Origin of the sequence: Paracoccus sp. PARArs4 (assembly GCF_947311865.1) — a bacterium.
Taxonomy (GTDB): Bacteria; Pseudomonadota; Alphaproteobacteria; order Rhodobacterales; family Rhodobacteraceae; genus Paracoccus; species Paracoccus zeaxanthinifaciens.
This window is the reverse complement of sequence record NZ_CAMZMW010000003.1, coordinates 157,756-179,760: the sequence shown is the minus strand read 5'-3', so window position 1 is coordinate 179,760 and position 22,005 is coordinate 157,756. Positions and strand designations below refer to the sequence as shown.

The following is a 22,005-nucleotide window of genomic DNA, read 5'->3' as shown; positions in this document are numbered from 1 at the left end:
CGCAGACAAGAAAGGACCAATCCGATGCTGCGTCTGACTGCCTTCACTTCCGCACTTGCCCTCAGCGCCGCCGCCGCCATGGCCGAGGACATCAAGGTCGGCGTCTCGCCCGGCGAACATGGCGAGATCATGGAAGAGGTCGCCAAGGTGGCCGAGCCGATGGGCCTGAACATCGAGGTCATCGAGTTCTCGGACTATGTCGTGCCGAACCAGGCGCTGGCCGATGGCGACCTGGACGCCAACAGCTTCCAGCACCGCCCCTATCTGGAAAACCAGATGAAGGATCGCGGGTTCGAGCTGGTCGAGGTGGGCACCACCATCACCACCCCGATGGGCGTCTATTCCGACAGCCTGACCGACATCGCGGACCTGCCCGAAGGGGCGCAGGTCGCCATCCCGAACGACCCGACCAACGGTGGCCGCGCGCTGCTGATCCTGCAGGATCTGGGCCTGATCACCCTGGCCGAGGGCACGGGCCTGGTCCCCAGCCCGCTGGACGTTCAGGACAACCCCAAGGGCCTGCGGTTCCTCGAGCTGGACGCGGCGCAGCTGCCCCGTGCGCTGGCGGATGCCGACATCGCGGTCATCAACACGAACTATGCGCTGGCCTCGGGCCTGTCGCCCAAGGACGACGCCATCGCGATGGAGCAGGACAGCCCCTACGTGAACATCCTGGTCGTGCAGGACGGTCGCCAGGACGAGGCATGGGTCAAGACCCTGGTCGAGGCCTATCAGAGCGCCGAGGTGAAGGCCTTCATCGACGAGAAATACGAGGGCGCCGTGCTGACCTCGTGGTAAGCCGCGACGCATGACGACAGGGCCGCCCCTTCCGGGCGGCCCTTTTCATTGCGCCGTGACGCGCAGCCATTGCCGGATGCGGGCCTCGGGGTCGGGGTTCAGCGTGATGTCGGTCACGACCGAGACGATATCGGCCCCCGCCGCGAAGGCGTCCGGCGCTCGGTCGGTGTTCAGCCCGCCGATGGCCACCAGCGGCAGATCGCCCACCAGCCTGCGCCATTCGGCGACCTTGCCCAGGCCCTGTTCGTGCCAGCGCATCTTCTTCAGGATCGTCGGCCAGACCGGCCCGAGCGCAATGTAATCGGGCGCCAGCGCCAGCGCGCGGTCCAGCTCGGCGCGGTCATGCGTGGACACGCCCAGCCGCAGCCCGGCACGCCGGATCGCGGGCAGGTCGGCCTCGTCCAGATCCTCCTGTCCCAGATGGATCCAGTCTGCGCCAAGGTCGATCGCCGCCTGCCAGTGGTCGTTCACCACCAGCGTCGCGCCATGATCCCGCGCCAGCGCGAGGCCGCGCCGCAGGTGGTCGCGGACCTCGGCGTCGGGGCGGTCCTTCAGGCGCAGCTGCACCAGCCGCACGCCAAGGGGCAGGGCGCGTTCCAGCCAGTCCGCGCTGTCGAAGATGGGATAGAAGCGCGACAGTGTCACAGCCATGCCTTTCCGATGACGGGGGTCGAGGGGACGGCCATGTCGCGCGGCGACATCGGGTCCGCATCGCGGGCCATCCGACCGGCCTCGACCGCGCGGGCGAAGGCGCAGGCCATCAACGCGGGATCGCCCGCCTGCGCGATGGCGGTGTTCAGCAGGATCGCGTCGAAGCCCATCTCCATCGCCTCGGCGGCGTGGCTGGGCAGCCCGAGGCCCGCGTCGATCACCATGGGCACGTCGGGAAAGGCCGCGCGCAGCATCCGCAACCCGTGGCGGTTGTTCAGCCCCAGCCCGGACCCGATGGGCGCACCCCAGGGCATCAGCACCTTGCAGCCCGCATCCAGCAGGCGCTGCGCCAGCACCTGATCCTCGGTGGTATAGGGGAAGACCTCGAACCCTTCGGCGGACAGGGTTTCGGCGGCGTCCAGCAGGCCGAACGGGTCGGGCTGCAACGTGTCGGAATGGCCGATCACCTCCAGCTTGATCCAGTTCGTCTCGAACATCTCGCGGGCCATGCGGGCGGTGGTGACGGCCTCCTTGGCGCTGTGGCATCCGGCGGTGTTCGGCAGTAGATGCACGCCCAAGTCGCGCACGATATCCCAGAAGCCCTGGCCGCGCCCGCCCTCGCGGCGCAGCGACACGGTGGCGACCGACGCGCCGCTGCGGCGGAACGCGTCCTCCATGATCGCGGGCGAGGGGTATTGCGCCGTTCCCAGCATCATACGCGACGACAGCTCGGTTCCATAGAACAGCATCTCAGCCCCCCTGCATCGGGGTCAGGACCTCGATCCGGTCGCCGTCGCGCAGATCATGCGCCGCGCGCGCCGACAGCGGGACGAAATCGCCGTTCACCGCCGTCACGACGCGGGCCTCGGCCCAGCCCAGTTCCCGAAGCGCGTCCAGAAGCGTGGGGGCGGCGATGTCGTGCGGCTCTCCGTTAACCTCGATCCTCATGGACGAGTTCTCCTTTCGTGTCGTTCAGCAGAAGGTCGGCGGCCTGGCGGGCAAGGGCGGGGGCCAGAAGGAAGCCGTGCCGGAACAGGCCGTTCAGCCGCAGGATGCGGCCCTTGCGCGTCACGCGCGGGATGTTGTCGGGGTATGCGGGGCGCAGGTCGGCGCCGGTCTCGACCAGCTCGGCCTCGGCCAGGCGGGGGTCCAGCGCATAGGCGGCCGACAGCAGTTCCAGAAGCGACCGCACGTGGATGGGACCGCAAGAGGCGCTTTCAAGCTGGGTGGCCCCCAGCATCAGCCGCCCGTCGCCCCGCGGCACGACATAGAGCGGGTGGCGCGGGTGCAGCAGCCGCACGGGGCGCGTCAGCGCGATCTCGGGGCTGCGGATGACGACCATTTCCCCGCGCACGCCGCGCAGGCCAAGGGCGGCCATGCCGCGTGCGTCGATGACGGTGCCCGCGATATCCTCGGGGGTGGCCTCGGCCCGTTCGACGCCCACATCGCGACGGTCAAGGTCGGCCAGCAGGTCCGCCAGCGCGGATCGCGGGTCCAGATGGGCCTCGTCCGGGAAATGCAGCCCGTCGCGGTGGTCCAGATCGGGTTCCAAGGCCCGGATGCCTTCGGCGTCCAGCCGATGCGCGCCCTCGGTCCGGCGGGCGAAGCGGTCCAGCTCGGAACGATCGCGATGCAGCGCGACGACCAGCGTGCCGCGATGGGTGACGGTGGTGACGCGCGCCCAGGCGGCGGCAGCCTCGCGCCCAAGGCGCGTCACGACGGGTTCCGCCGTCGCACCTTCGCAGTCCGGGGCCAGCATTCCGCCCGCCCACCAGGAACAGCCATGCGGCCCCGGCGGTCCGTTTCGGTCCAGCACGCGGACCCGCGCCCCACGGCGCGACAGTTCATGGGCGGCGAACAGTCCCGCGACGCCCGCGCCGATGATCGTGATCTCAGCCATGCCAGGCCGCGTGGAAATGATGCACCGGCCCGTGCCCGCCGCCGACGCCCAGCCCGTCCGCCGCGGCGATGGCACCCTGAAGATAGCCATGCGCGGCCCGGACCGCCTCCGCCATGCCCTTGCCCTGCGCCAGCCCCGCCGCGATCGCGGCCGACAGGGTGCAACCGGTGCCGTGGGTGTTGCGCGTGGCGCGGCGCGGCGCGCTGAGGCGCAGGACGCCGCCCGGGGTGATCAGCAGGTCGGGGCAGATATCGCCCGCCAGATGCCCGCCCTTCATAAGCACCGCGCGCGCGCCAAGTTCCAGCAGCGCGCGGCCCTGTTCGATCATCCCATCCTCGGATGTCGCATCGCGCGCGCCCAGCAGGCAGGCGGCCTCGGGGATGTTGGGCGTCAGCAGATCGGCGCGGGTCATCAGCCGGTCCCGCAGCGACCTGATGGCCGAGGGGCGCAGCAGCGCATCCCCAGATTTCGCGATCATCACCGGATCCAGCACGACCGGCATGTCGTCGGGCAGCTCAGCGGCCACGGCGTCGATGGCCTCGGCATCGCCCAGCATCCCCAGCTTGATCGCGCGCACGTCCAGATCGCCCAGCACCGCCGACATCTGGGCACGGATCATGGCGGGGCTTGCGGGTTCGACCATGCCGACGCCAAGCGTGTTCTGCGCGGTCAGCGCCGTCACCACGCTGGCGCCATAGACGCCGAGCGCCGAGAAGGTCTTGAGGTCGGCCTGGATTCCCGCGCCTCCGCCGGAATCCGAGCCTGCGATGGTCAGGGCAATGGGGGTCGTCACGTCATCCTCCTGGTGGGGCGGGGGTGACGGGGGGCCTTGCGCAAGATGCGCCTGCGGGCCGGAACCGTTCCCTCCGCCGGTGCAAACCGGATCAGGTTCGATGGGTTGGCACGCAGCCTCTCAGCCCCATGGCGGGGCACCCCAACGGTCATCTGGCGGACGCTAGTGCCGGGCCGGGCGCGCTTCAAGGGGAAATAATGCGGCGGGGTGCCGATGGGGCATGGACTTTGCCGCCCGCCCGCCCTAGAAGGCGCGCTTCGGTGCCGCATGTCCAAGGCGCGATGGCCCCTTGGCTTGGGGCGGATCGCAAGGGCTGGGGGTGCCACCCATCGGGGTTCGAACGTTCCCCCACAATTGGCGATTTCAATGACCGACCACAAAATTCCCGCACCGCTTGCAGCGGCGCTGGCCGAAAAGGGCTATGACAGCCTGACCTCCGTGCAGACCGCCGTCCTGGCGGATGACGCGCAGGGCCGCGACCTTCTGGTGTCCGCGCAGACCGGTTCGGGAAAGACCGTAGCCTTCGGCCTGGCCATGGGCCCCGAAGTGCTGAAGAACGACACCCTGCCCGAGGCCGCGCTGCCGCGTGCGCTGGCGATCGCGCCCACGCGCGAACTGGCGCTGCAGGTGGCGCGCGAACTCAGCTGGCTCTATGCCGGGGCGCGCATCGCGACCTGCGTGGGCGGGATGGATTACCGCAACGAGCGCCGCGCGCTGCAGCAGGGCGCACAGATCGTCGTGGGCACGCCCGGCCGTCTGCGCGACCATATCGACCGCGGGGGCCTGGACCTGACCGCGCTGAAGGTCGCCGTCCTGGACGAAGCCGACGAGATGCTGGACCTCGGCTTCCGCGAGGACCTGGAGTTCATCCTGGGTGCCGCGCCCGAAAGCCGCCGCACGCTGATGTTCTCGGCCACGGTTCCGCCCGCGATCGAGGCGCTGGCCCGCGACTTCCAGAACGACGCGCTGCGCATCAGCGCCATCGGCGAATCCCGCCAGCACGGCGACATCTCCTATCGTGCGATCACGGTCAGCGGCCGCGACCGCGAACCGGCGATCTTCAACCTGCTGCGCCTGCACGAGGCTCAGACCTCGATCATCTTCTGCAAGACGCGTGCGAACGTGAACCACCTGCTGTCGCGCATGTCGAACCGCGGCTTCAAGGCCGTCGCCCTGTCGGGCGAGCTGAGCCAGCAGGAACGCAACCACGCGCTTCAGGCGCTGCGTGACGGACGCGCCCGCGTCTGCATCGCGACCGACGTGGCCGCGCGCGGCATCGACCTGCCGGGTCTGGAGCTGGTGATCCACGCCGATCTGCCGACGAACCCCGAAACCATGCTGCACCGTTCGGGCCGCACGGGTCGGGCAGGGGCCAAGGGCGTGTCCGCCCTGATCGTGCCCGTGTCGGAACAGTCGCGCGCGCAGCGCCTGCTGCAGCGTGCCCGCGTCGTCGCGGAATGGGGCCCCGCGCCCACCGCCGAAGAGGTCGAGGCCCGTGACGAGGCCCGCCTTCTGGACAGCCCCGCGCTGAACGATCCGATCGGCGACGATGCCGCGCATATCGCCAATCTGATGGAGCGCTTCACCCCCGAGGCGCTGGCCGCCGGCATCCTGCGCCTGTGGCGCGAGGGCCGTCCGGCCCCCGAAGAGGTGACGCCGGTCCAGCCGCGCAACTCCTCGGACCCGCGCGCACCCCGCGAACCGCGCGAGCCGCGCCCCGCGCGCGAGATCGGGCCCTCGGTCTGGTTCCGCCTGACGGTCGGCCATACCGGCCGCGCCGAACCGCGCTGGCTGCTGCCCAAGATCTGCGATGCCGGCGGGATCGGCCGTGAATCCATCGGTGCCATCCGCATCCGTCAGGACGACAGCTATGTCCAGATCGCGGCCAAGGACGCCAAGCGCTTTGGCGAGGCATCCGAGCTGACCGACGAGATCACGATGCTGCGGATGGAGGGCGAGCCCGACCTGAGCCCCGAGGCGCGCCGAGCGCCGGGTGGCAAGCCCGCGAAATTCCAGCGGCCGAACAGCCGTCCGGGACCGGGCAAGGACGGCCCCCGCCGCGAGGGCAAGAAGCCCCATCGCAAGGGTCCGAAGAAAGCCTGGTAAGCCGCTGCTTCGACGATGAAAAAAACCGCTGCCCGTTCTTCGGGCGGCGGTTTGCCTTTTCTGGGGCAGCGAAAGATTTCGCCCGCCCTCATGCCGGATCGGGGGATGCAAGACCCCCGTGCCGTGGCGCAACCATGTCGCAAATAATGTTGCCAGCTTGGCCGGGGGGCGCTTAACCTCCGACTGCGCTGAACGACAAACCGACAACAGGGAGAGCGCCTATTGCTGGACAACCGTAGTGGCGACGCATTCGTCGCCTTCGAGCATGTGCAGAAAAGCTATGACGGTCAGACACTTGTCGTGAAGGATCTGAACCTTGCAATCGGCAAGGGCGAATTCCTCACCATGCTTGGGCCGTCCGGGTCCGGCAAGACCACCTGCCTGATGATGCTTGCGGGCTTCGAGACCGCGACCCATGGCGATATCCGGCTGGACGGTCGGCCGATCAACCAGGTGCCTCCGCACAAGCGCGGTATCGGCATGGTGTTCCAGAACTATGCGCTGTTCCCCCACATGACCGTGGGCGAGAACCTGTCCTTTCCGCTGGAAGTGCGCGGCATGACCAAGGCCGAGCGCGAGGACCGCATCAAGCGGGCGCTGGACATGGTCCAGATGGGCAGCTTTGCCAGCCGGCGTCCCGCGCAGCTTTCGGGCGGTCAGCAGCAGCGCATCGCCCTGGCGCGGGCGCTGGTCTTCGATCCCGAACTGGTTCTGATGGACGAACCCCTGGGCGCGCTGGACAAGCAGCTGCGCGAACATATGCAGTTCGAGATCAAGCAGTTGCACGAGGATCTTGGAATCACCGTCGTCTATGTGACCCATGACCAGGGCGAGGCGCTGACCATGTCGGACCGCATCGCCGTCTTCAACGACGGGCGGATCCAGCAGCTTGCCCCGCCCGCGCAGCTGTACGAGGCCCCCGAGAACAGCTTCGTCGCAGGCTTCATCGGCGAGAACAACGCCCTTGCCGGCGTGATCGAGGATCTGCAGGGCGACAAGGCGCTGGTGCGTCTGGACGGCGGCGGACTGATCGACGCGACCGCCGTGAACATCCGCCAGAAGGGGCAGCGCACGACCGTCTCGATCCGTCCCGAGCGTGTCGAGTTCAAGCCCGAGATGATGCCCCCCGGCGCCCACACGATCGAGGCGCGGGTGATGGACGTCGTCTATATGGGCGACATCCTGCGTGCCCGCCTGTCGGTCGCGGGCAGCGACAATTTCGTCATGAAGATGCGCAACACCATTGGACAGACGCGTCTGGATGCCGGTCAGCAGATCCGCATCGGATGGCATCCCCAGGACGCCCGCGCGCTGGACCCGGTCTGAGCGCGCGCCGGCCCGCCGCCCCGAATGGCGGCCAAGAACGACGGCCAACATCGCCGCATCAACCATGTTCGGGAGTTTTTCGATGAAGCGTATTCTGATGCTTGGCACCGCGATCGGCATGACCGCCGCGCCTGCCATGGCCGAGGTCAACCTGCTGTCCTGGGGCGGTGCCTATGGCAACAGCCATCTCGAGGCCTATGCCAAGCCCTTCATGGCCGAGACCGGGACCGAGGTCGTCATGTCCGACGCCGACAATCCCGCGACGCCGATCAAGGCGCAGGTCGAGGCCGGCAACGTCTCGATCGACGTGGCGTCGGTCGAATATGCCGATGCCGTTCGCCTGTGCGACGAGGGGCTGGTCGAGCCGATCGACCCCGCGATCCTGAAGGCCGCCGAGGATGGCACCGCCGCGATGGACGATTTCATCGACGGCGCGGTGACCGAATGCTTCGTGGGCACCGATGTCTATTCCATGGTGCTGGCGTTCAACGACGAGGCATTCGCGGATGCCAAGCCCGCGACGCCCGCCGATTTCTTCGACACCGAGGGCTTCCCCGGCAAGCGCACCATGCGCAAGGGCGCCAAGTTCAACCTGGAACTGGCGCTGATGGCCGACGGCGTTCCCGCCGACGAGGTCTATGACACGCTGGCCACCGACGAGGGCGTGGCGCGTGCCTTCGCCAAGCTGGACACCATCAAGGACGACGTCATCTGGTGGGAGGCAGGCGCCCAGCCGCCGCAGCTTCTGGCGGATGGAGAGGTCAGCATGGCCTATGCCTTCAACGGGCGGATCTTCAACGCCGCGCAGGCCGACGGTCAGCCGTTCGAGATCATCTGGGACGGCCAGATCTTCGAGATGGAGGGCTGGGTGATCCCCGCCGGTGCCCCCAACCTGGAGGACGCGCTGGAATTCGTCGCCTGGACCACGGCGCCCGCGCCGCAGGCCCGCGCGGCCGAGTTCATCAGCTATGGCCCGCCGCGCCGTTCGGCCGCCGCGATGGTCGGCAATATCGAGGGGACCGACCAGCCGATGGGTCCCCATCTGCCGACGACCGATGCGAACATGACCAATGCGCTCGGGTCCGACCTGGAGTTCTGGGTCGATCACGACGCCGAGCTGAACGAACGCTTCAACGCCTGGCTTGCAGGCTGACGCGAATGACCGGGCGGGACGAACCCGCCCGGCACCACGCCCCGAACGGGGCGGATGTCAGGGCGCGACAGACGCCCGAACCAACTGGGAGAAATGCACGTGAAATCGACGCTTATCCTGTCCACCGCCCTTGCGGGCATGGCCTTTTCCGCGACCGCGCAAGAGGTCAACGTCGTCTCGTGGGGCGGCGCCTATGAGAAAAGCCAGGTCGAGGCATACAACAAGCCCTTCGCCGAGGAGACGGGCATCAAGGTCAACATGATCGCCGCCGACAACCCCGCCACGCCCCTCAAGGCGCAGGTCGAGGCTGGCAACGTCACCGGCGACGTCTTCGACATCGAGGTCAGCGACGCGATCCGCCTCTGCGACGAGGGCGCGCTGGTCGAGATCGACCCGGCAAGCCTGCCCGCCGCACCCGACGGCACCGCCGCGACCGAGGACTTCGTGGATGGCGCGCTGCTGGATTGCGCGGTCGCGAACATCGTCTGGGGGACGGTCATTTCCTACAACACGACCAAGTTCGAGGGCGATGCCCCGACCAGCGCGGTCGATTTCTTCGACACCGAGACCTTCCCGGGCAAGCGCGGCCTGCCGAAGAACCCCAAGCGCACGCTGTATCTTGCGCTGATCGCGGACGGGGTCGCCGCTGCCGATGTCTATGACGAACTGGGCAGCGACGAGGGCGTCGAACGCGCCTTCGCCAAGCTGGACACGATCAAGGACGACGTCGTCTGGTGGGAAGCCGGCGCCCAGCCCGTGCAGCTTCTGGCCGACGGAGAGGTCAGCATGACGACCGTCTATAACGGTCGCATCTTCGACGCGATGGTCGCCGAGGGTCAGCCCTTCGAGGTGATCTGGGACGGGCAGTACATGGACATGGACATGTTCGTGATCCCGAAGGGCGCGCCCAATCCCGAAGCCGCGATGGACTATCTGAAATTCGCGACCGACACGCAGCGGCTGGCGGACCAGGCGAAATACATCGCCTATGGCCCGGCGCGCAAATCCTCGGCCGACCTGGTGGGGCTGTACCAGGACGGAGAGACCGAGATGGCGCCCCACATGCCGACCAGCCCCGAGGCGCTGGAGAATGCCGTCATGGACGACCCGGAATTCTGGGCCGACCACGATGCCGAGCTGAGCGAGCGCTTCAACGCCTGGCTGGCCGCTTCCTGACCACGATGGCCGCCGCGCAAGGGCGCGGCGGCCGACCAATTTCGGGGACGACATGGCGAACGCAGCCCTTGATCCACATGCAGCCATCGCCACGACGGCATCGGGCGCGCCCGCAAGGCTGACCACGGCGGATGGCAAGCCGCTTGCGCGCGCGCTGGCTCGCAGCCAGTCCAAGGCAAGGCGTCGCGCCTTCCTTCTGGTCGCGCCGCTTCTGGCCTTCATCCTGATCACCTTCGTGGTGCCGATCGGGCAGATGCTGCAACGCTCTTTCCACAATGACGGATTTTCCGCGAACATGCCGCAGGTCTCGGCCTGGTTCGCGGAGACCCCCGCGGGCACCGTGCCGGACGATGCGGCATGGGCCGCGCTGGCCGCCGACCTGACCGCCAGCGCCGAGGCGCGCAGCATCGGCGTGGTCGGGACGCGCATCAATTACGACATGGCGGGGACGCGCTCGCTGTTCACCTCGACCGGGCGCAAGGTCCGCCGCGGGATCGAGCCACCCTATCGCGAGGCCCTGCTGGAGATCGACGAGGAATGGGGTGACCCGCAGCTGTGGTCGGTGATGCGCAGCGCCTCGACGCCGGTCACGTCCAACTTCTACCTCGCCTCGGTCGATCGCACCCGCAACGAGATGGGCGAGATCGTGCAGGTCCCCGAGAACCGCCGCATCTACCTGACGCTGTTCTGGCGGACCTTCTGGCTGTCGGGGCTGATCACGGCGCTGACCTTCGTCTTGGGCTTTCCGATCGCGCATCTGCTGGCGACGCTGCCCATGCGCAAGTCGAACCTGCTGATGATCCTGGTGCTGCTGCCCTTCTGGACCTCGCTTCTGGTCAGGACGACAAGCTGGATGGTGCTGCTGCAGCAGCAAGGGGTGATCAACGACATCCTCGTGTGGCTGGGCATCATCGGGGACGGGCAGAGGTTGCAGATGATCTACAACCAGACGGGCACGATCATCGCGATGACGCATATCCTGCTGCCCTTCATGATCCTGCCGCTGTATTCCGTGATGCGGACGATCAACCCGTCCTATGTCCGCGCCGCGCGCAGCCTTGGCGCGACCAGCTGGACGGCGTTCCGCCGGGTCTATTTCCCGCAAACATTGCCTGGGTTGGGGGCGGGGGCGATGCTCGTCTTCATCCTTGCGGTCGGCTACTACATCACGCCCGCGCTGGTCGGCGGATCGTCGGGGCAGCTGATTTCCAACATGATCGCGATGCACATGACCGACACGCTGAACTGGTCGATGGCGGCGGCGTTGGCCGCGCTGCTTCTGGGCGCGGTCCTCGTGCTCTATTGGCTGTACGACCGGCTGGTCGGCGTCGACAACCTGAAGCTGGGATAGAAGATGGCAGTTCCGACCTATGCAAGCCCGCTCGAACGTATCTGGCACTATGCCTATATCGCGATCTGCACGGCGATCTTCTTCTTCCTGATCGCGCCGATCGTCGTCATCATCCCGCTGTCTTTCAACGCCGAGCCCTATTTCACCTTCACCGACAAGATGCTGAGCTTCGATCCCGAAGGCTACAGCATGCGCTGGTACGACAGCCTGCTGACCTTCGGGATGACCGCGCCCGACGGGCCGCGCGACCTGTCATGGTGGGGCGATGCGTGGGCGAATGCGAAATGGGTGCAGGCGGCCAAGAACTCGATCATCATCGGGATATTCTCGACCATCCTGGCGACGGTGCTGGGGACGCTGGCCGCGCTTGGCCTGTCGCGCCCCGAAATGCCGTTCCGGCGGGCGATCATGGCGATCCTGATCTCGCCCATGATCGTGCCGCTGATCATCACGGCGACGGGGATGTTCTTCTTCTACTCGAACCCGTGCGAGCTGCTGACCCTGTTCGGCCTGGACCCGCAATGCGGGCGCCTGGCGGGCACCTATCTGGGGGTGATCTTCGCGCATGCGACGCTTGGGATTCCCTTCGTCATCATCACGGTGACGGCGACGCTGGTGGGGTTCGATCAGTCGCTGAACCGCGCGGCGGCATCGCTTGGGGCCAGCCCGCGGCGGACCTTCTTCAAGGTGACGATGCCGCTGATCCTGCCGGGCGTGATCTCGGGGGCGCTGTTCGCCTTCGTGACGTCCTTCGACGAGGTCGTGGCCGTCCTGTTCATCGCCGGACCCGATCAGCAGACCATCCCGCGCCAGATGTGGAACGGGATCCGCGAACAGATCAGCCCCGCGATCCTTGCGGTCGCGACCCTGCTGGTGGTGTTCTCGATCGCGCTGCTGACCACGGTGGAGCTGCTGCGCCGCAGGTCCGAACGCATCCGGGGCGTCACCCCGCACTGAGACGGGGGCTGGCGGTCAGGGAAGGATCGCCAGCCACATCCAGATCGTCAGGATCGACGCGGCCGTCGCGACCAGAACCGTCGATGCCGCCACGCGCTTGGCCACCCCGTAGATATTGGCGAACAGATAGGCGTTGACCCCCGGCGACATCGCCGCCGTCAGCACCGCCGACCGCATCCCCGACACGTCCAGCGCGAAAAGATGCGCCAGCCCGAAGGCGATGGCCGGGTGCAGGATCAGGCTGGCCGCGCAGCACATCGCGATGGTCGCCATGTCGCCCTCGGGGCGATAGCGGTGCAGGATGCCGCCCAGCCCGAACAGGGCGGCGGGCAGGGCGGCGCGGGCGATCATGTCCACCCCGTCCCAGAAGCCCTGCGGCATGGTCAGCCCCGCTTGGATCAGCAGGTTCATCGCCAGGCCCGCCATGATGCCGATGACCATCGGCGTGCGCAGGACGCCGCTGACGGCACGCAAAGCGACGCGCCCGACCGACAGGTCCTGCCCGCGCGCGCGCGTGAACTCCATCACAGTGATCCCGAAGGTGTACAGCAGCGGCGAGTGGATCGAGATGATCGCCCAGTTACCCGTCAGCGCATCGGGGCCATAGGCGCGTTCCGTGATCGGCACCCCCAGCAGCAGCGAGTTCGAGAACAGGCAGACGAAGCCGATCGCCACGCTGTCCATCGCGGGCCGCCCGAACAGGTATCGCGCCCCGGCCCATGCGACGCCGAAGCTGGCGAATGCGCCCACGTAGAAGGGCAGCAGCAGCGGCAGGCGGAACTCGGACCCGATATCCAGCCGCGCCATCGACGCGAACAGCAGCGACGGCACGGCATAGTTCTGGGCGAAGGTCATCAGCCCGTCGACCGCGCTCTCCTTGAACCATCCGATCCTTGCCACCGTATAGCCGAAGCCGACCACCAGGAAAACGGGAAGGATGATCGTGAAGAGTGCGCTCATAATGCGGGGGCCAGTTCCGGTGTGTCGCCGTGGGTTTCGATGACCATGCCGTCGAAGGCCGGTATCACGTGGTCGGGGGTGGATGCCGCGACGCTCGCGTAATCCATGTCGATATGCATGTTCGTCAGCACGGCCTGAGGGTTGCGGGCACGCGCGATCCATTCCAGCGCAAGGTCCAGATGGGCGTGGCTGGGATGGGGCTCGTGGCGCAGCGCGTCGATGACGAAGACGGGCGCTTCCTCGATCAGCGGCCATGCGGCGTCGGGGATGGCCGAGACATCGGGCAGGTAGACGATCCCCCCGACCCGGAACCCGAGCGCGGTGATGTCGCCGTGCTGCACGCGGAACGGGATCAGCGTGACGGGCCCGCCGGGGCCGTCGATGGTGACGGCACGCTCGATCAGGTTCAGCTCGCAGATGGGGGGATACTGGCTGCCTTCGGGCGTTTCGAAGACATAGCCGAAGCGTTCGACGAGCGCGTCGGCGGTCGGGCGGTCGGCCCAGACGGGCAGGATGCGACGGGCGTTGTAGACCAGCTGGCGAAGGTCGTCGATGCCGTGGCAGTGATCGGCATGGGCATGCGTGAAGACCACCGCGTCCAGCGTCGCCACATCGGCGTCCAGCAGCTGTGGCACAAGGTCGGGGCCGGTATCGATCAGCACCTGCGTCGTGCCGTCAGGGCCCTCACGCTCGATCAGCATGGAACAGCGGCGGCGGCGGTTCCTCGGTTCGGACGGGTCGCAGGCGCCCCAACGGTTTCCCAGCCGCGGCACGCCGCCCGACGATCCGCATCCGAGGATCGTCGCCCGGATCACGATGCGGCCTTCGCGAACAGCCGTTCGAAATTCGCGGTCGTCCGGGCCGCGAACTCGGCATAGTCTAGCCCAAACACCTCGGCGCCCACGGCGGCGGTCTTGGCGACATAGGCGGGCTCGTTCCGCTTGCCGCGATGGGGGGGCGGCGCAAGATAGGGGCTGTCGGTTTCCACGAGGATGCGGTCGATGGGGGCGGCGGCGAAGATGTCCCGCAGGTCCTTGGACCGGGGGAAGGCCGCGATCCCCGACATCGACAGGTAGAAGCCCAGATCCAGCGCCGCATGGGCCAGCTCGGCCGAGGAACTGAAGCAGTGCATCACGCAGTCATATGCGCCCGCGCGGTGTTCCTCGGTCAGGATGCGGGCCATGTCGTCATCGGCGTCGCGGGCATGGATGATCAGCGGCAGCCCGGTCCGGCGCGCGGCCTCGATATGGATGCGCAGGCTTTCCTGCTGCACCCCCGCGCTTTCGGCGGTGTAGTGGTAATCGAGGCCCGTTTCCCCGATGCCCACGAATTTCGGATGCTGGGCCAGTGCGACCAGCTGATCGACCGTTGCCATGGGCTCGTCCGCGACGCTCATGGGGTGGGTGCCGGCGGCATAGAAGACGCCCTCATGCGCCTCGGCCAGGGCGCGGACCTGCGGTTCAAGGCGCAGCTTCGTGCAGATCGTCACCATCCGCGTGACGCCCGCCGCGCGTGCGCGGTCCAGCAGGGCATCGTGTTCGCCGTCGAAATCCGGAAAATCGAGATGGCAGTGGCTGTCGACGATGGGGGCCGGGGCCGTATCCTGCATGGGCTGTCCCTTCTGGTCTTACGGATGGGGCGGGGCGGATTGGGCGGGCGGCAGTTGCGCAAGCTCCAGCACCATATCCATGACCAGCGCGGCAGGGTCAAGGTTGACCGCCCGACCCGCGCGCGCCCGCGCCGACAGCCGCGCCTGCGCATCGGCCCAGGCCCGCGCGGCCATGTCGTCGGGCGACAGCCGTGCCATCAGCGCGCCTTCGCCCCGCGCGGCCTGGGGCAGGGGCGCCCCCATCAGCCCCGCACGCGCCAGCCGCGTCAGGAAGCGGTCGATCACCGTGATCGTCAGGTCGAACGGATCGCCCGTCGCCGTCGCGCGTCCCGCCGCGCCATCCGCGAATTTCGCGGCGGCCAGCCTGTCCATGCGCGGAAGCGAGGCGAAGAGGTCCACCAGCGCCTGGTATCGGTCCAGCCCGTCCTGCCCCGCAAGGCGCAGCGCCTCGCCCACGGACCCGTCGGACAGGGCGGACAGGGCCTCGGCATCCTCGTCGATGCCCATGTCGGCCAGGATGTTGCCCATCTGGCCGGGGTTCAGCGATTGAAGCCGCAGCGTCCGGCAGCGCGACCGGATCGTGGGCAGCAGGCCCGCCGGCTGATGCGCGATGATCAGGATGACCGCATCGGCGGGCGGTTCCTCGAGCACCTTCAGAAGCGCGTTCGCGGCCTGGACGTTCATGTCGTCGGCGGCGTCGATGATCGCGACGCGGCGGCCGCCCTCGGCGGATGAGAGGTGGAAGAAGGACAGCAGCTTGCGGATCTCGTCCACGGTGATCTGCGCGGACAGGCGGCCCGCCTTGTCGTCCCAGGGCCTGCGGATCAGTTGCAGGCGCGGCTCGGCAAGCGAGGCGATGCGCCGGATCTCGGGGCTGTCGGGATCGGTCCGCAGGCCGGGATCGGTCGCGCCCGAGATCAGCCAGCGGGCCATCGCCCAGGCCAGCGTCGCCTTGCCCACGCCGCGCGGGCCGGTCAGCATCCAGGCGTGATGCAGGCGGTCCGACAGCGCGGCCTCGGTGAAGGAGGCGATCGCGGCGTCGTGGCCCAGCACGCGCGGCGCGTGGCGGGGATGAGGGGCGCCGGGAACGCGGTCGGCCTCGGGGATATCCGCGATCTCGGTCTTCACAGGGCCTGCCTGACGCGGGCCGCGACCTGTTCGGGGGTGCCGCGACCGTCGATCAGGCGCACGCGCTCGGGATATTCGGCGGCCAGCGCGCGAAAGCCCCGCGCAAGACGCTGCTGGAATTCCAGGCCCAGGCTCTCGAACCGGTCCTCTGTCCCGCCGCGGGCCTGGCCGCGCGCAAGGCCGGTCTCGGGGTCGATGTCGATGACGAAGGTGCGCGCGGGCTCGGTTCCGATCATCAGGCCGTGAAGCTGATCGACCAGCACACGCAGATCGCCGCGCGCCGCGCCCTGATAGACGCGCGTGCTGTCGGCAAAGCGGTCGGTTACCACCGTGCGGCCCGCATCCAGCGCGGGGCGGATCAGCCGTTCCATGTGATCGCGCCGGGCCGCGGTGAACAGCAGGCACTCGGTCTCGGGGGACCAGCGCTCGCCGGCACCCTCGACCAGAAGGCGGCGGATCTCCTCGGCGCCGGGGCTGCCGCCGGGTTCGCGGGTCAGGACGACCTCGCGCCCCTCGGCGGTCAGCACATCGGCCAGAAGGCGCGATTGCGTGCTCTTGCCGCAGCCGTCGATGCCCTCGAAGCTGATCAGCATCAGCCGGTGACGGCGTCGATAGCGCGCTGGCCCAGCTGCATCACCGCGCCCTTCAGCCGCCCGAGGAAGCCCGCCTCGGGGACATCGGCGGTCGCGACCAGCGGGGTCACGGTGTCGCGCGTACCGGGGATGGTCACGACCAGCTCGCCCAGCTTGTCGCCCTTGGCGATGGGCGCGGGCAGGGGGCTGTCATAGATGACCTGCACGTCCACCTGGTCCTGCGCGCCCGCCGGAACCAGCACGTTCACCCCGTTCTGCGTGGTCAGCCCGACAGTGTTCGCGGTGCCCAGCCAGACGGGGGCATCGACCACGGTCTCGCCCGCGGGAACGAGGTTGCGCATGGTGAACTGGCGGAAGGCCCACTGGGTGATGCGCTCGGCCTCTTCGGCGCGGGCGTCCTCGGTCTCCAGGCCGCTGATGACGAAGATCACGCGGCGGTCGTCCTGCTTGGCCGAACCGACCAGGCCATAGCCCGCCTCCTGCGTGTGGCCGGTCTTGAGGCCGTCGGCCCCGATCCCCAGCCGCAGCAGCGGGTTGCGGTTGAAGCGGTTCGCGGGCGCGCGGTCGTCGAAGCGGTACTCGGCCAGGCCGAAATACTGGTAGTATTGCGGGAACTTCTCGACCAGCAGGCGCGCAAGGCGGCCCAGATCCTCGGCGGACATGCGGTGTTCGGGGTTCGGCCAGCCGGTCGCGTTGCGGAAGGACGAATTCTCCAGCCCGATCTCGCGGCCACGCTCGGTCATCTGGCGGGCGAAGGCCTCCTCGGTTCCGGCCAGCCCTTCGGCCACGACCACGCAGGCATCGTTGCCCGACAGCACGATGATGCCCTTGATCAGCTGTTCGACCGTGGGGCGATCCAGTTCGTTCAGGAACATGGTCGATCCGCCCATCTGCCGCGCGCGGGTCGAGACGGGCAGCTGGGTGTCCAGCTGGACGCGGCCTTCCTCGATCGCCTCGAACAGCATGTACAGCGTCATCAGCTTGGACATCGAGGCGGGCGGAATCGACGCCTCGGCGTTCTTTTCCATCAGAACGGTGCCGGTCTGGACGTCATAGACCCAGGCGGCCTTGGCGTTCGTATCGAAGGCCTGCGCGGAGGTCGCCAAGCCCAATACGGCCGCGCCCAGAAGCAGGAATGCGCGCATCTTCATGTCCCTTTGCCTGTTTGGGCGTGATGGTTACATCAGACCCCGCCGCGCCGCAACGCGGGGCAGGGCCGTGACGCACAGATTTGATCGGGTTTCAGTCGCCCACGGCCTCTCGCCAGTGTCTGCGGCAGAGCGAGACATAGGTCTCGTTCCCGCCGACCTGCACCTGCGCGCCCTCGGTGATGGCGCGGCCCTGGCCGTCCTTGCGCACGACCATCGTCGCCTTGCGCCCGCAATGGCAGATGGTGCGCACCTCGCGCATGTCGTCGGCCAGGGCCAGAAGTGCTGCGGATCCGGGGAACAGCTCGCCCCGGAAATCGACGCGCAGGCCATAGCACATGACGGGGATGCCCAGATCGTCGGCCACGCGGGCCAGCTGCCAGACCTGTTCGCGGGTCAGGAACTGCGCCTCGTCCACGAAGATGCAGGCGCAGCCCGTGCCCTGATCCGCGATCAGCGCGAACAGGTCGTCGGACTGGCCGAAGACGGTGGCGTCCGCCCCGATGCCGATGCGGCTGGCGATGCGCCCCGCGCCCGCGCGATCGTCCAGCGCCGCCGTCAGCAGCAGCGTCGCCATCCCGCGTTCGCGATAGTTGTAGGATGCCTGCAGCAGCAAGGTGCTCTTGCCGGCATTCATCGTGGAATAGTTGAAATAGAGCTTCGCCATGGCGCCAGCAGATAGCCGCGCCGCGCGCCCATCTCAAGCGAAAGCCGCGGCGAGGGTGTCGCCGCGGCCTTGCCTGTCACGTCAGCGCTTGGGGCCGTTGCCCGGACGGCGCGTGGGGCGCTTGTTGCCGCCCTGCGGGGGGCGGTTGCCGCCACCGCCGCCACCGCGACCGCCGCGCTTCGGCTCGGACGGGGGCGGGGTCCAGGGATGACCGCCGATCACGTTGATCTGGGTCTTCATCGCCTTCTCGATGGCGCGCAGTTCGCCCATCTCGGCCGGAGCGCAGAAGGCCACGGCGCGACCGTCGCGGCCCGCGCGGCCCGTCCGCCCGATGCGGTGGACATAGTTCTCGGGGACGTTCGGCAGGTCGTAGTTGTAGACATGGGCGACCTGCGGGATGTCCAGACCGCGCGCGGCCACGTCGGTCGCGACCAGCACATGCGTCTCGCCCGCGCGGAAGGAGGCAAGCGCGCGTTCACGCTGGCCCTGCGACTTGTTGCCGTGGATCGCGGCGACCTTGAAGCCCCACTTGTCCAAGAGCTTGGCCAGCTTCTCGCAGCCGTGCTTGGTGCGGCCGAAGACCATCGCCAGTTCGCCCACATGCTTGGACATGTATTCGGACAGCAGCGTGGCCTTGTCGCCCTGCGGCGTGAAGTGGACGCCCTGCTCGATCTTCTTGGCGGCCTGGCCCGGCGGGTTGACGGCGACCTTGACCGGATCGGTCAGATAGGTGTCCGACAGTTCCTGCATCAGCTTTGGCATGGTGGCCGAGAACATCAGCGTCTGGCGTTCGCGCGGCAGCATCTTGGCGATCTTGCGCAGGGTGTGGATGAAGCCGATGTCCAGCATCTGGTCGGCCTCGTCCAGCACCAGATAGGTGGTTGCCGACAGGTCGATCGCGCGACGCTCGATCAGGTCCATCAGGCGGCCCGGCGTGGCGATCAGCACGTCCACGCCGCGCGACATGCGCTCGGTCTGGACGTTGATCGAGGCGCCGCCGACGACGCGGAAGCTGCGGATTGGCGTGCCTTCGGCATAGGCGTCGATATTCGCGGCGATCTGGGTGGCCAGTTCGCGCGTCGGCGCAAGGATCAGCGCACGGCAGGTCTTCGGGTCGGGCTTCTTGCCGAACTTGATCAGGCGGGTCAGCATCGGCAGGCCGAAGGCCGCCGTCTTGCCGGTCCCGGTCTGGGCAAGACCCAGCACGTCGCGACCCTCGACCACGTGGGGGATGCCCTGAGTCTGGATCGGCGTGGGCTTCGTCAGGCCCATGGCGGTGATGTTGGCGTTGATGCGGGCGTCGATGCCCATGTCGAAGAAGGGTCCCTCGGACAGGGGCGGGCGCGACGGCGCGCGGCGGCCCTCGTTCGCGACGGGTGCATCGACGGGCTTGCCGCGGCGGGGGCGGCGGAAATCGGGCTTGTTCATAGGTCTCTTTCTCGCCCGGGCCCCCTCGAACAAGGCACGGGTGCGGGGCCGCGTCGTCATGCGGCATGTGGCAAGGTGCGGGCGAAATACGAGGGTCCCGCAAGCCTCCCCGCGTGATGGGAAACCGGAAGATCGTGTCGGGACCGGGCAGGAAACCTGCGGCTGCTCACGCGGCAGCGGGGCCAGACAAGCCGTTCAGATGGGGCAGGACGCGCCCGAAGTCAAGCGCGGTCGGCGCTGTCCATCATGATCGTGACCGGGCCGTCGTTCAGCAGGCGCACCTTCATGTCGGCCCCGAAGATGCCGGTTTCGGCTTGGATCTGCTGATCGCGCATCGCCTGCACGAACCCCTCGTAGCGGTCGCGCCCCTCGTCGGGCGGCGCCGCCTGCGAGAAGCCGGGACGGTTCCCGCTGCGCGTATCGGCGGCCAGCGTGAACTGGCTGACGACCAGCGCCTGCCCGCCGACATCCAGGATCGAGCGGTTCATCCGGTCCTGCTCGTCGCGGAAGATGCGCAGCTTGGCGATGCGGGCGGCCAGCTTGGGGGCGGCGGTGTCGTCGTCGCCGCGCATGGCGCAGACCAGCACCAGCAGGCCAGGACCGATGCGGCCCACGACCTGTCCCCCGACCTCGACCGAGGCTTCGGAAACGCGCTGGATCAGTGCCTTCATGCCCGCGCCCTCAGGGTGCCAGCATGATGCCGACCACCACCAGCATCAGCCCGATGGTCGAGAAGGCCAGCGCGCCCATGTTGACGGCCAGCACCTTGCGCATGCGGATGCGCAGCGCCTCGTCGTCCAGCCCGGCGCGGCGGGCGCGCGTCACGGTGGTGATGCACCAGACGATGCCGGCAAGCCCGGTCACGGTCAGTGCGGCGCCGATCCAGATCAGCCAGTCATACATCGTCATCGCGTCCTCCTGCGGCGTCGGGTCGCCCAAGCTTCGGGCCTTGGGCCTAGCGGCGATTGCACGTCGGGGCAAGACCGCCTAACACCCATGGCGAAAGCAGTATGGGGACGAACCGATGCAGGACGATCAGGCCTACGGCGTCGCAGCAGACGAGCTGCGCCAGTTCATCGAGCAATTCGAGCAGCTGGAAGCCGAGAAGAAGGACATCAGCGAGCGCCAGAAAGAGGTGATGGCCGAGGCGAAGGCGCGCGGCTACGACACCAAGGTCATGAAGAAGATAGTGGCCCTGCGCAAGCGTCACCGCGACGACATCGCCGAAGAGGAAGCCATCCTCGAGATGTACAAGTCCGCACTGGGCATGGCCTGAGCAGGCTGCCCGGTTCCCGCGACGGGGACCGGGCCAATCCCGTCACGGCAGGATGAATTCCACGCCCGGCAGGACCGCGATCTCGGCCACGTCGGCGCGATAGGTCTCGGTCACCTGGTCCACCACGTCCTGCGTCCAGCCCGGCAGCTTGACCGACTGGTCCAGCGCATCGGGTTTGGCGTGCTGGGCGATGATGTTGGTAAAGATCGCCCTTCGGCGCGACACCGACAGCTGGTCCTGGCCCGACAGCGCGTCGCGCAGCTGCTGCGCGCCCTCGTCGGTCAGAAGGTCGTTCACATAGGCCGACCCGCCCTTCAGCGGGATGTCCGGCCCCGCGCCCGCGACCATGCGCACGATCTCGGGCCAGATCAGGGGCACGTCCTCGTGGCACCAGATGACGATGCGGCGACCCTGCACGGATGCGACCAGCCGCTGGATGGCATCGCGCCAGCGCAGGTCCATCGGCTGGTTGCCCTGCATCAGCTCGGTATAATCGCCGCCCGTGAACTGCGGCAGCACGTCGGACAGCAGCGTCGCGGGGTTGCGGATCGCAAGGAAGAACTCGGTCCGGGCGGACGGGAACAGCCGCGTCAGCGCCGCCGCGCGCCGCCCGATCTGCGGGTACAGCCCCTCGCGGCCGACGACCCGCCCGAAGGCACCCATGAAGGTGGCGGTGGACATGATGACGCGCTGCGGATCCTCGGCCTCGAGCATGGCGTCCAGCATGATCTGTTCCATCTCGGGGGTCGAGTTTCCGCCCGCAAGCGATTGAAGCGCCTCGTCGAAGATGTCCTTGTGGCGTTCGGGGACGACGACCTCGGTCCGGGCGTGCCGAAGCTGCGGCTGGTTCTCCTGCAGCGTCCTGAGCAACCTGTCGCCATCCGTGGCGTGCACGCCCAAGTGAAAGACCATCTGCATCTGTCGTCCCGCCCCTCTGGCTGCCGTACCCCGTTTGCCGGGGCCTTGTCGCTGCGCAGAATAGTCT

General features: G+C 68.1%; 23 protein-coding genes, 1 pseudogene and 1 riboswitch. Of the genes and pseudogenes, 8 read left to right on the top strand and 16 right to left on the bottom strand.

The features are described from left to right. Positions 1-24: 24 nt before the first annotated feature. Complete coding sequence (locus tag QMZ16_RS03705; protein WP_022706840.1) at positions 25-798, top strand: MetQ/NlpA family ABC transporter substrate-binding protein; 774 nt, start codon at positions 25-27, stop codon at positions 796-798. A gap of 45 nt (positions 799-843) precedes the next feature. On the opposite strand, the gene QMZ16_RS03700 is transcribed toward QMZ16_RS03705, so the two are convergent. The 5 genes from QMZ16_RS03700 to thiD are packed head-to-tail and all read right to left on the bottom strand — an operon-like array spanning position 844 to position 4,142. Beyond that, positions 844-1,443 (bottom strand): thiamine phosphate synthase, encoded by a 600-nt coding sequence (locus tag QMZ16_RS03700; RefSeq protein WP_282602233.1) that lies wholly within the window; start codon positions 1,441-1,443, stop codon positions 844-846. After that, on the bottom strand, positions 1,440-2,198 hold the full coding sequence (locus tag QMZ16_RS03695) for a thiazole synthase (RefSeq protein WP_282602182.1): 759 nt from the start codon (positions 2,196-2,198) through the stop codon (positions 1,440-1,442). Before QMZ16_RS03695 ends, QMZ16_RS03700 begins: the two co-directional genes overlap by 4 nt. A 1-nt stretch (position 2,199) precedes the next feature. Continuing rightward, a complete protein-coding gene (thiS, locus tag QMZ16_RS03690) occupies positions 2,200-2,397 on the bottom strand; it encodes a sulfur carrier protein ThiS (RefSeq protein WP_022706837.1) in 198 nt (65 codons plus the stop codon). Beyond that, on the bottom strand, positions 2,381-3,349 hold the full coding sequence (locus QMZ16_RS03685; RefSeq protein WP_282602180.1) for an FAD-dependent oxidoreductase: 969 nt from the start codon (positions 3,347-3,349) through the stop codon (positions 2,381-2,383). The genes thiS and QMZ16_RS03685 overlap by 17 nt, the downstream gene beginning before the upstream one ends. After that, positions 3,342-4,142, bottom strand: a complete 801-nt coding sequence (gene thiD / locus QMZ16_RS03680) for a bifunctional hydroxymethylpyrimidine kinase/phosphomethylpyrimidine kinase (protein ID WP_282602179.1) — start codon at positions 4,140-4,142, stop codon at positions 3,342-3,344. The genes QMZ16_RS03685 and thiD overlap by 8 nt, the downstream gene beginning before the upstream one ends. A 51-nt stretch (positions 4,143-4,193) precedes the next feature. Beyond that, positions 4,194-4,296: riboswitch (TPP riboswitch) on the bottom strand. Between the two features lie 212 nt (positions 4,297-4,508). Here thiD and QMZ16_RS03675 point away from each other — a divergent pair. The 6 genes and pseudogenes from QMZ16_RS03675 to QMZ16_RS03650 all read left to right on the top strand — a co-directional run. Next, a pseudogene (locus tag QMZ16_RS03675) lies at positions 4,509-6,224 on the top strand (DEAD/DEAH box helicase); the annotation flags it as partial. Between the two features lie 246 nt (positions 6,225-6,470). Continuing rightward, positions 6,471-7,574, top strand: coding sequence for an ABC transporter ATP-binding protein (locus QMZ16_RS03670; RefSeq protein ID WP_282602178.1), 1,104 nt, complete (start codon positions 6,471-6,473; stop codon positions 7,572-7,574). An 82-nt stretch (positions 7,575-7,656) separates the two neighbouring features. Next, entirely contained in the window at positions 7,657-8,727 is a 1,071-nt protein-coding gene (locus QMZ16_RS03665; RefSeq protein ID WP_022706833.1) for an ABC transporter substrate-binding protein, read from the top strand. 93 nt (positions 8,728-8,820) lie between these two features. After that, positions 8,821-9,903 carry an ABC transporter substrate-binding protein gene (locus tag QMZ16_RS03660; protein ID WP_282602177.1) on the top strand — a complete coding sequence of 361 codons (1,083 nt, stop codon included), beginning with the start codon at positions 8,821-8,823 and terminating at the stop codon, positions 9,901-9,903. Positions 9,904-9,955: 52 nt separating this feature from the next. Continuing rightward, positions 9,956-11,254 (top strand): ABC transporter permease, encoded by a 1,299-nt coding sequence (locus tag QMZ16_RS03655; RefSeq protein WP_282602176.1) that lies wholly within the window; start codon positions 9,956-9,958, stop codon positions 11,252-11,254. A 3-nt stretch (positions 11,255-11,257) separates the two neighbouring features. Continuing rightward, entirely contained in the window at positions 11,258-12,211 is a 954-nt protein-coding gene (locus QMZ16_RS03650) for an ABC transporter permease (protein ID WP_282602175.1), read from the top strand. A 15-nt stretch (positions 12,212-12,226) separates the two neighbouring features. Here QMZ16_RS03650 and QMZ16_RS03645 read toward each other — a convergent pair whose 3' ends face one another. The 10 genes from QMZ16_RS03645 to QMZ16_RS03600 all read right to left on the bottom strand — a co-directional run bounded on the left by QMZ16_RS03645 (position 12,227) and on the right by QMZ16_RS03600 (position 20,653). After that, a complete protein-coding gene (locus tag QMZ16_RS03645) occupies positions 12,227-13,171 on the bottom strand; it encodes an AEC family transporter (protein WP_022706829.1) in 945 nt (314 codons plus the stop codon). Continuing rightward, positions 13,168-13,986 (bottom strand): MBL fold metallo-hydrolase, encoded by an 819-nt coding sequence (locus tag QMZ16_RS03640; protein WP_282602174.1) that lies wholly within the window; start codon positions 13,984-13,986, stop codon positions 13,168-13,170. Before QMZ16_RS03640 ends, QMZ16_RS03645 begins: the two co-directional genes overlap by 4 nt. After that, a complete protein-coding gene (locus QMZ16_RS03635; protein ID WP_282602173.1) occupies positions 13,983-14,780 on the bottom strand; it encodes a TatD family hydrolase in 798 nt (265 codons plus the stop codon). The genes QMZ16_RS03640 and QMZ16_RS03635 overlap by 4 nt, the downstream gene beginning before the upstream one ends. Positions 14,781-14,798: 18 nt before the next feature. Beyond that, complete coding sequence (locus tag QMZ16_RS03630) at positions 14,799-15,908, bottom strand: DNA polymerase III subunit delta' (protein WP_282602172.1); 1,110 nt, start codon at positions 15,906-15,908, stop codon at positions 14,799-14,801. Continuing rightward, positions 15,905-16,501: a dTMP kinase gene (tmk, locus tag QMZ16_RS03625; RefSeq protein ID WP_282602171.1), complete on the bottom strand. Its 597-nt coding sequence runs from the start codon at positions 16,499-16,501 to the stop codon at positions 15,905-15,907. The genes QMZ16_RS03630 and tmk overlap by 4 nt, the downstream gene beginning before the upstream one ends. Beyond that, on the bottom strand, positions 16,501-17,646 hold the full coding sequence (locus tag QMZ16_RS03620) for a D-alanyl-D-alanine carboxypeptidase family protein (RefSeq protein ID WP_282602170.1): 1,146 nt from the start codon (positions 17,644-17,646) through the stop codon (positions 16,501-16,503). Before QMZ16_RS03620 ends, tmk begins: the two co-directional genes overlap by 1 nt. A gap of 97 nt (positions 17,647-17,743) precedes the next feature. Next, on the bottom strand, positions 17,744-18,316 hold the full coding sequence (locus QMZ16_RS03615) for a thymidine kinase (RefSeq protein ID WP_022706823.1): 573 nt from the start codon (positions 18,314-18,316) through the stop codon (positions 17,744-17,746). 81 nt (positions 18,317-18,397) lie between these two features. Next, positions 18,398-19,627, bottom strand: coding sequence for a DEAD/DEAH box helicase (locus QMZ16_RS03610; RefSeq protein ID WP_040595742.1), 1,230 nt, complete (start codon positions 19,625-19,627; stop codon positions 18,398-18,400). A gap of 338 nt (positions 19,628-19,965) precedes the next feature. Further along, positions 19,966-20,415: a D-aminoacyl-tRNA deacylase gene (gene dtd, locus QMZ16_RS03605; RefSeq protein WP_282602169.1), complete on the bottom strand. Its 450-nt coding sequence runs from the start codon at positions 20,413-20,415 to the stop codon at positions 19,966-19,968. Positions 20,416-20,425: 10 nt separating this feature from the next. Then, positions 20,426-20,653, bottom strand: coding sequence for a hypothetical protein (locus QMZ16_RS03600; RefSeq protein WP_282602232.1), 228 nt, complete (start codon positions 20,651-20,653; stop codon positions 20,426-20,428). Positions 20,654-20,768: 115 nt separating this feature from the next. Here QMZ16_RS03600 and QMZ16_RS03595 point away from each other — a divergent pair, with 115 nt between their 5' ends. Beyond that, on the top strand, positions 20,769-21,020 hold the full coding sequence (locus QMZ16_RS03595; RefSeq protein ID WP_022706819.1) for a DUF2312 domain-containing protein: 252 nt from the start codon (positions 20,769-20,771) through the stop codon (positions 21,018-21,020). 42 nt (positions 21,021-21,062) lie between these two features. Here QMZ16_RS03595 and QMZ16_RS03590 read toward each other — a convergent pair whose 3' ends face one another. After that, positions 21,063-21,938, bottom strand: coding sequence for a hypothetical protein (locus tag QMZ16_RS03590; protein WP_282602168.1), 876 nt, complete (start codon positions 21,936-21,938; stop codon positions 21,063-21,065). Positions 21,939-22,005: the final 67 nt, after the last annotated feature.

What these genes read in the sequence shown, in the direction of transcription:
- QMZ16_RS03705 (WP_022706840.1), top strand. Translation starts at nt 25, where the DNA reads ATGCTGCGTCTGACTGCCTTCACTTCCGCACTTGCCCTCAGCGCCGCC.
- QMZ16_RS03695 (WP_282602182.1), bottom strand. Translation starts at nt 2,198, where the DNA reads ATGCTGTTCTATGGAACCGAGCTGTCGTCGCGTATGATGCTGGGAACG.
- thiS (WP_022706837.1), bottom strand. Translation starts at nt 2,397, where the DNA reads ATGAGGATCGAGGTTAACGGAGAGCCGCACGACATCGCCGCCCCCACG.
- QMZ16_RS03685 (WP_282602180.1), bottom strand. Translation starts at nt 3,349, where the DNA reads ATGGCTGAGATCACGATCATCGGCGCGGGCGTCGCGGGACTGTTCGCC.
- QMZ16_RS03665 (WP_022706833.1), top strand. Translation starts at nt 7,657, where the DNA reads ATGAAGCGTATTCTGATGCTTGGCACCGCGATCGGCATGACCGCCGCG.
- QMZ16_RS03660 (WP_282602177.1), top strand. Translation starts at nt 8,821, where the DNA reads ATGCACGTGAAATCGACGCTTATCCTGTCCACCGCCCTTGCGGGCATG.
- QMZ16_RS03655 (WP_282602176.1), top strand. Translation starts at nt 9,956, where the DNA reads ATGGCGAACGCAGCCCTTGATCCACATGCAGCCATCGCCACGACGGCA.
- QMZ16_RS03650 (WP_282602175.1), top strand. Translation starts at nt 11,258, where the DNA reads ATGGCAGTTCCGACCTATGCAAGCCCGCTCGAACGTATCTGGCACTAT.
- QMZ16_RS03645 (WP_022706829.1), bottom strand. Translation starts at nt 13,171, where the DNA reads ATGAGCGCACTCTTCACGATCATCCTTCCCGTTTTCCTGGTGGTCGGC.
- QMZ16_RS03635 (WP_282602173.1), bottom strand. Translation starts at nt 14,780, where the DNA reads ATGCAGGATACGGCCCCGGCCCCCATCGTCGACAGCCACTGCCATCTC.
- tmk (WP_282602171.1), bottom strand. Translation starts at nt 16,501, where the DNA reads ATGCTGATCAGCTTCGAGGGCATCGACGGCTGCGGCAAGAGCACGCAA.
- QMZ16_RS03620 (WP_282602170.1), bottom strand. Translation starts at nt 17,646, where the DNA reads ATGCGCGCATTCCTGCTTCTGGGCGCGGCCGTATTGGGCTTGGCGACC.
- QMZ16_RS03615 (WP_022706823.1), bottom strand. Translation starts at nt 18,316, where the DNA reads ATGGCGAAGCTCTATTTCAACTATTCCACGATGAATGCCGGCAAGAGC.
- QMZ16_RS03610 (WP_040595742.1), bottom strand. Translation starts at nt 19,627, where the DNA reads ATGGGCATCGACGCCCGCATCAACGCCAACATCACCGCCATGGGCCTG.
- dtd (WP_282602169.1), bottom strand. Translation starts at nt 20,415, where the DNA reads ATGAAGGCACTGATCCAGCGCGTTTCCGAAGCCTCGGTCGAGGTCGGG.
- QMZ16_RS03600 (WP_282602232.1), bottom strand. Translation starts at nt 20,653, where the DNA reads ATGACGATGTATGACTGGCTGATCTGGATCGGCGCCGCACTGACCGTG.
- QMZ16_RS03595 (WP_022706819.1), top strand. Translation starts at nt 20,769, where the DNA reads ATGCAGGACGATCAGGCCTACGGCGTCGCAGCAGACGAGCTGCGCCAG.
- QMZ16_RS03590 (WP_282602168.1), bottom strand. Translation starts at nt 21,938, where the DNA reads ATGCAGATGGTCTTTCACTTGGGCGTGCACGCCACGGATGGCGACAGG.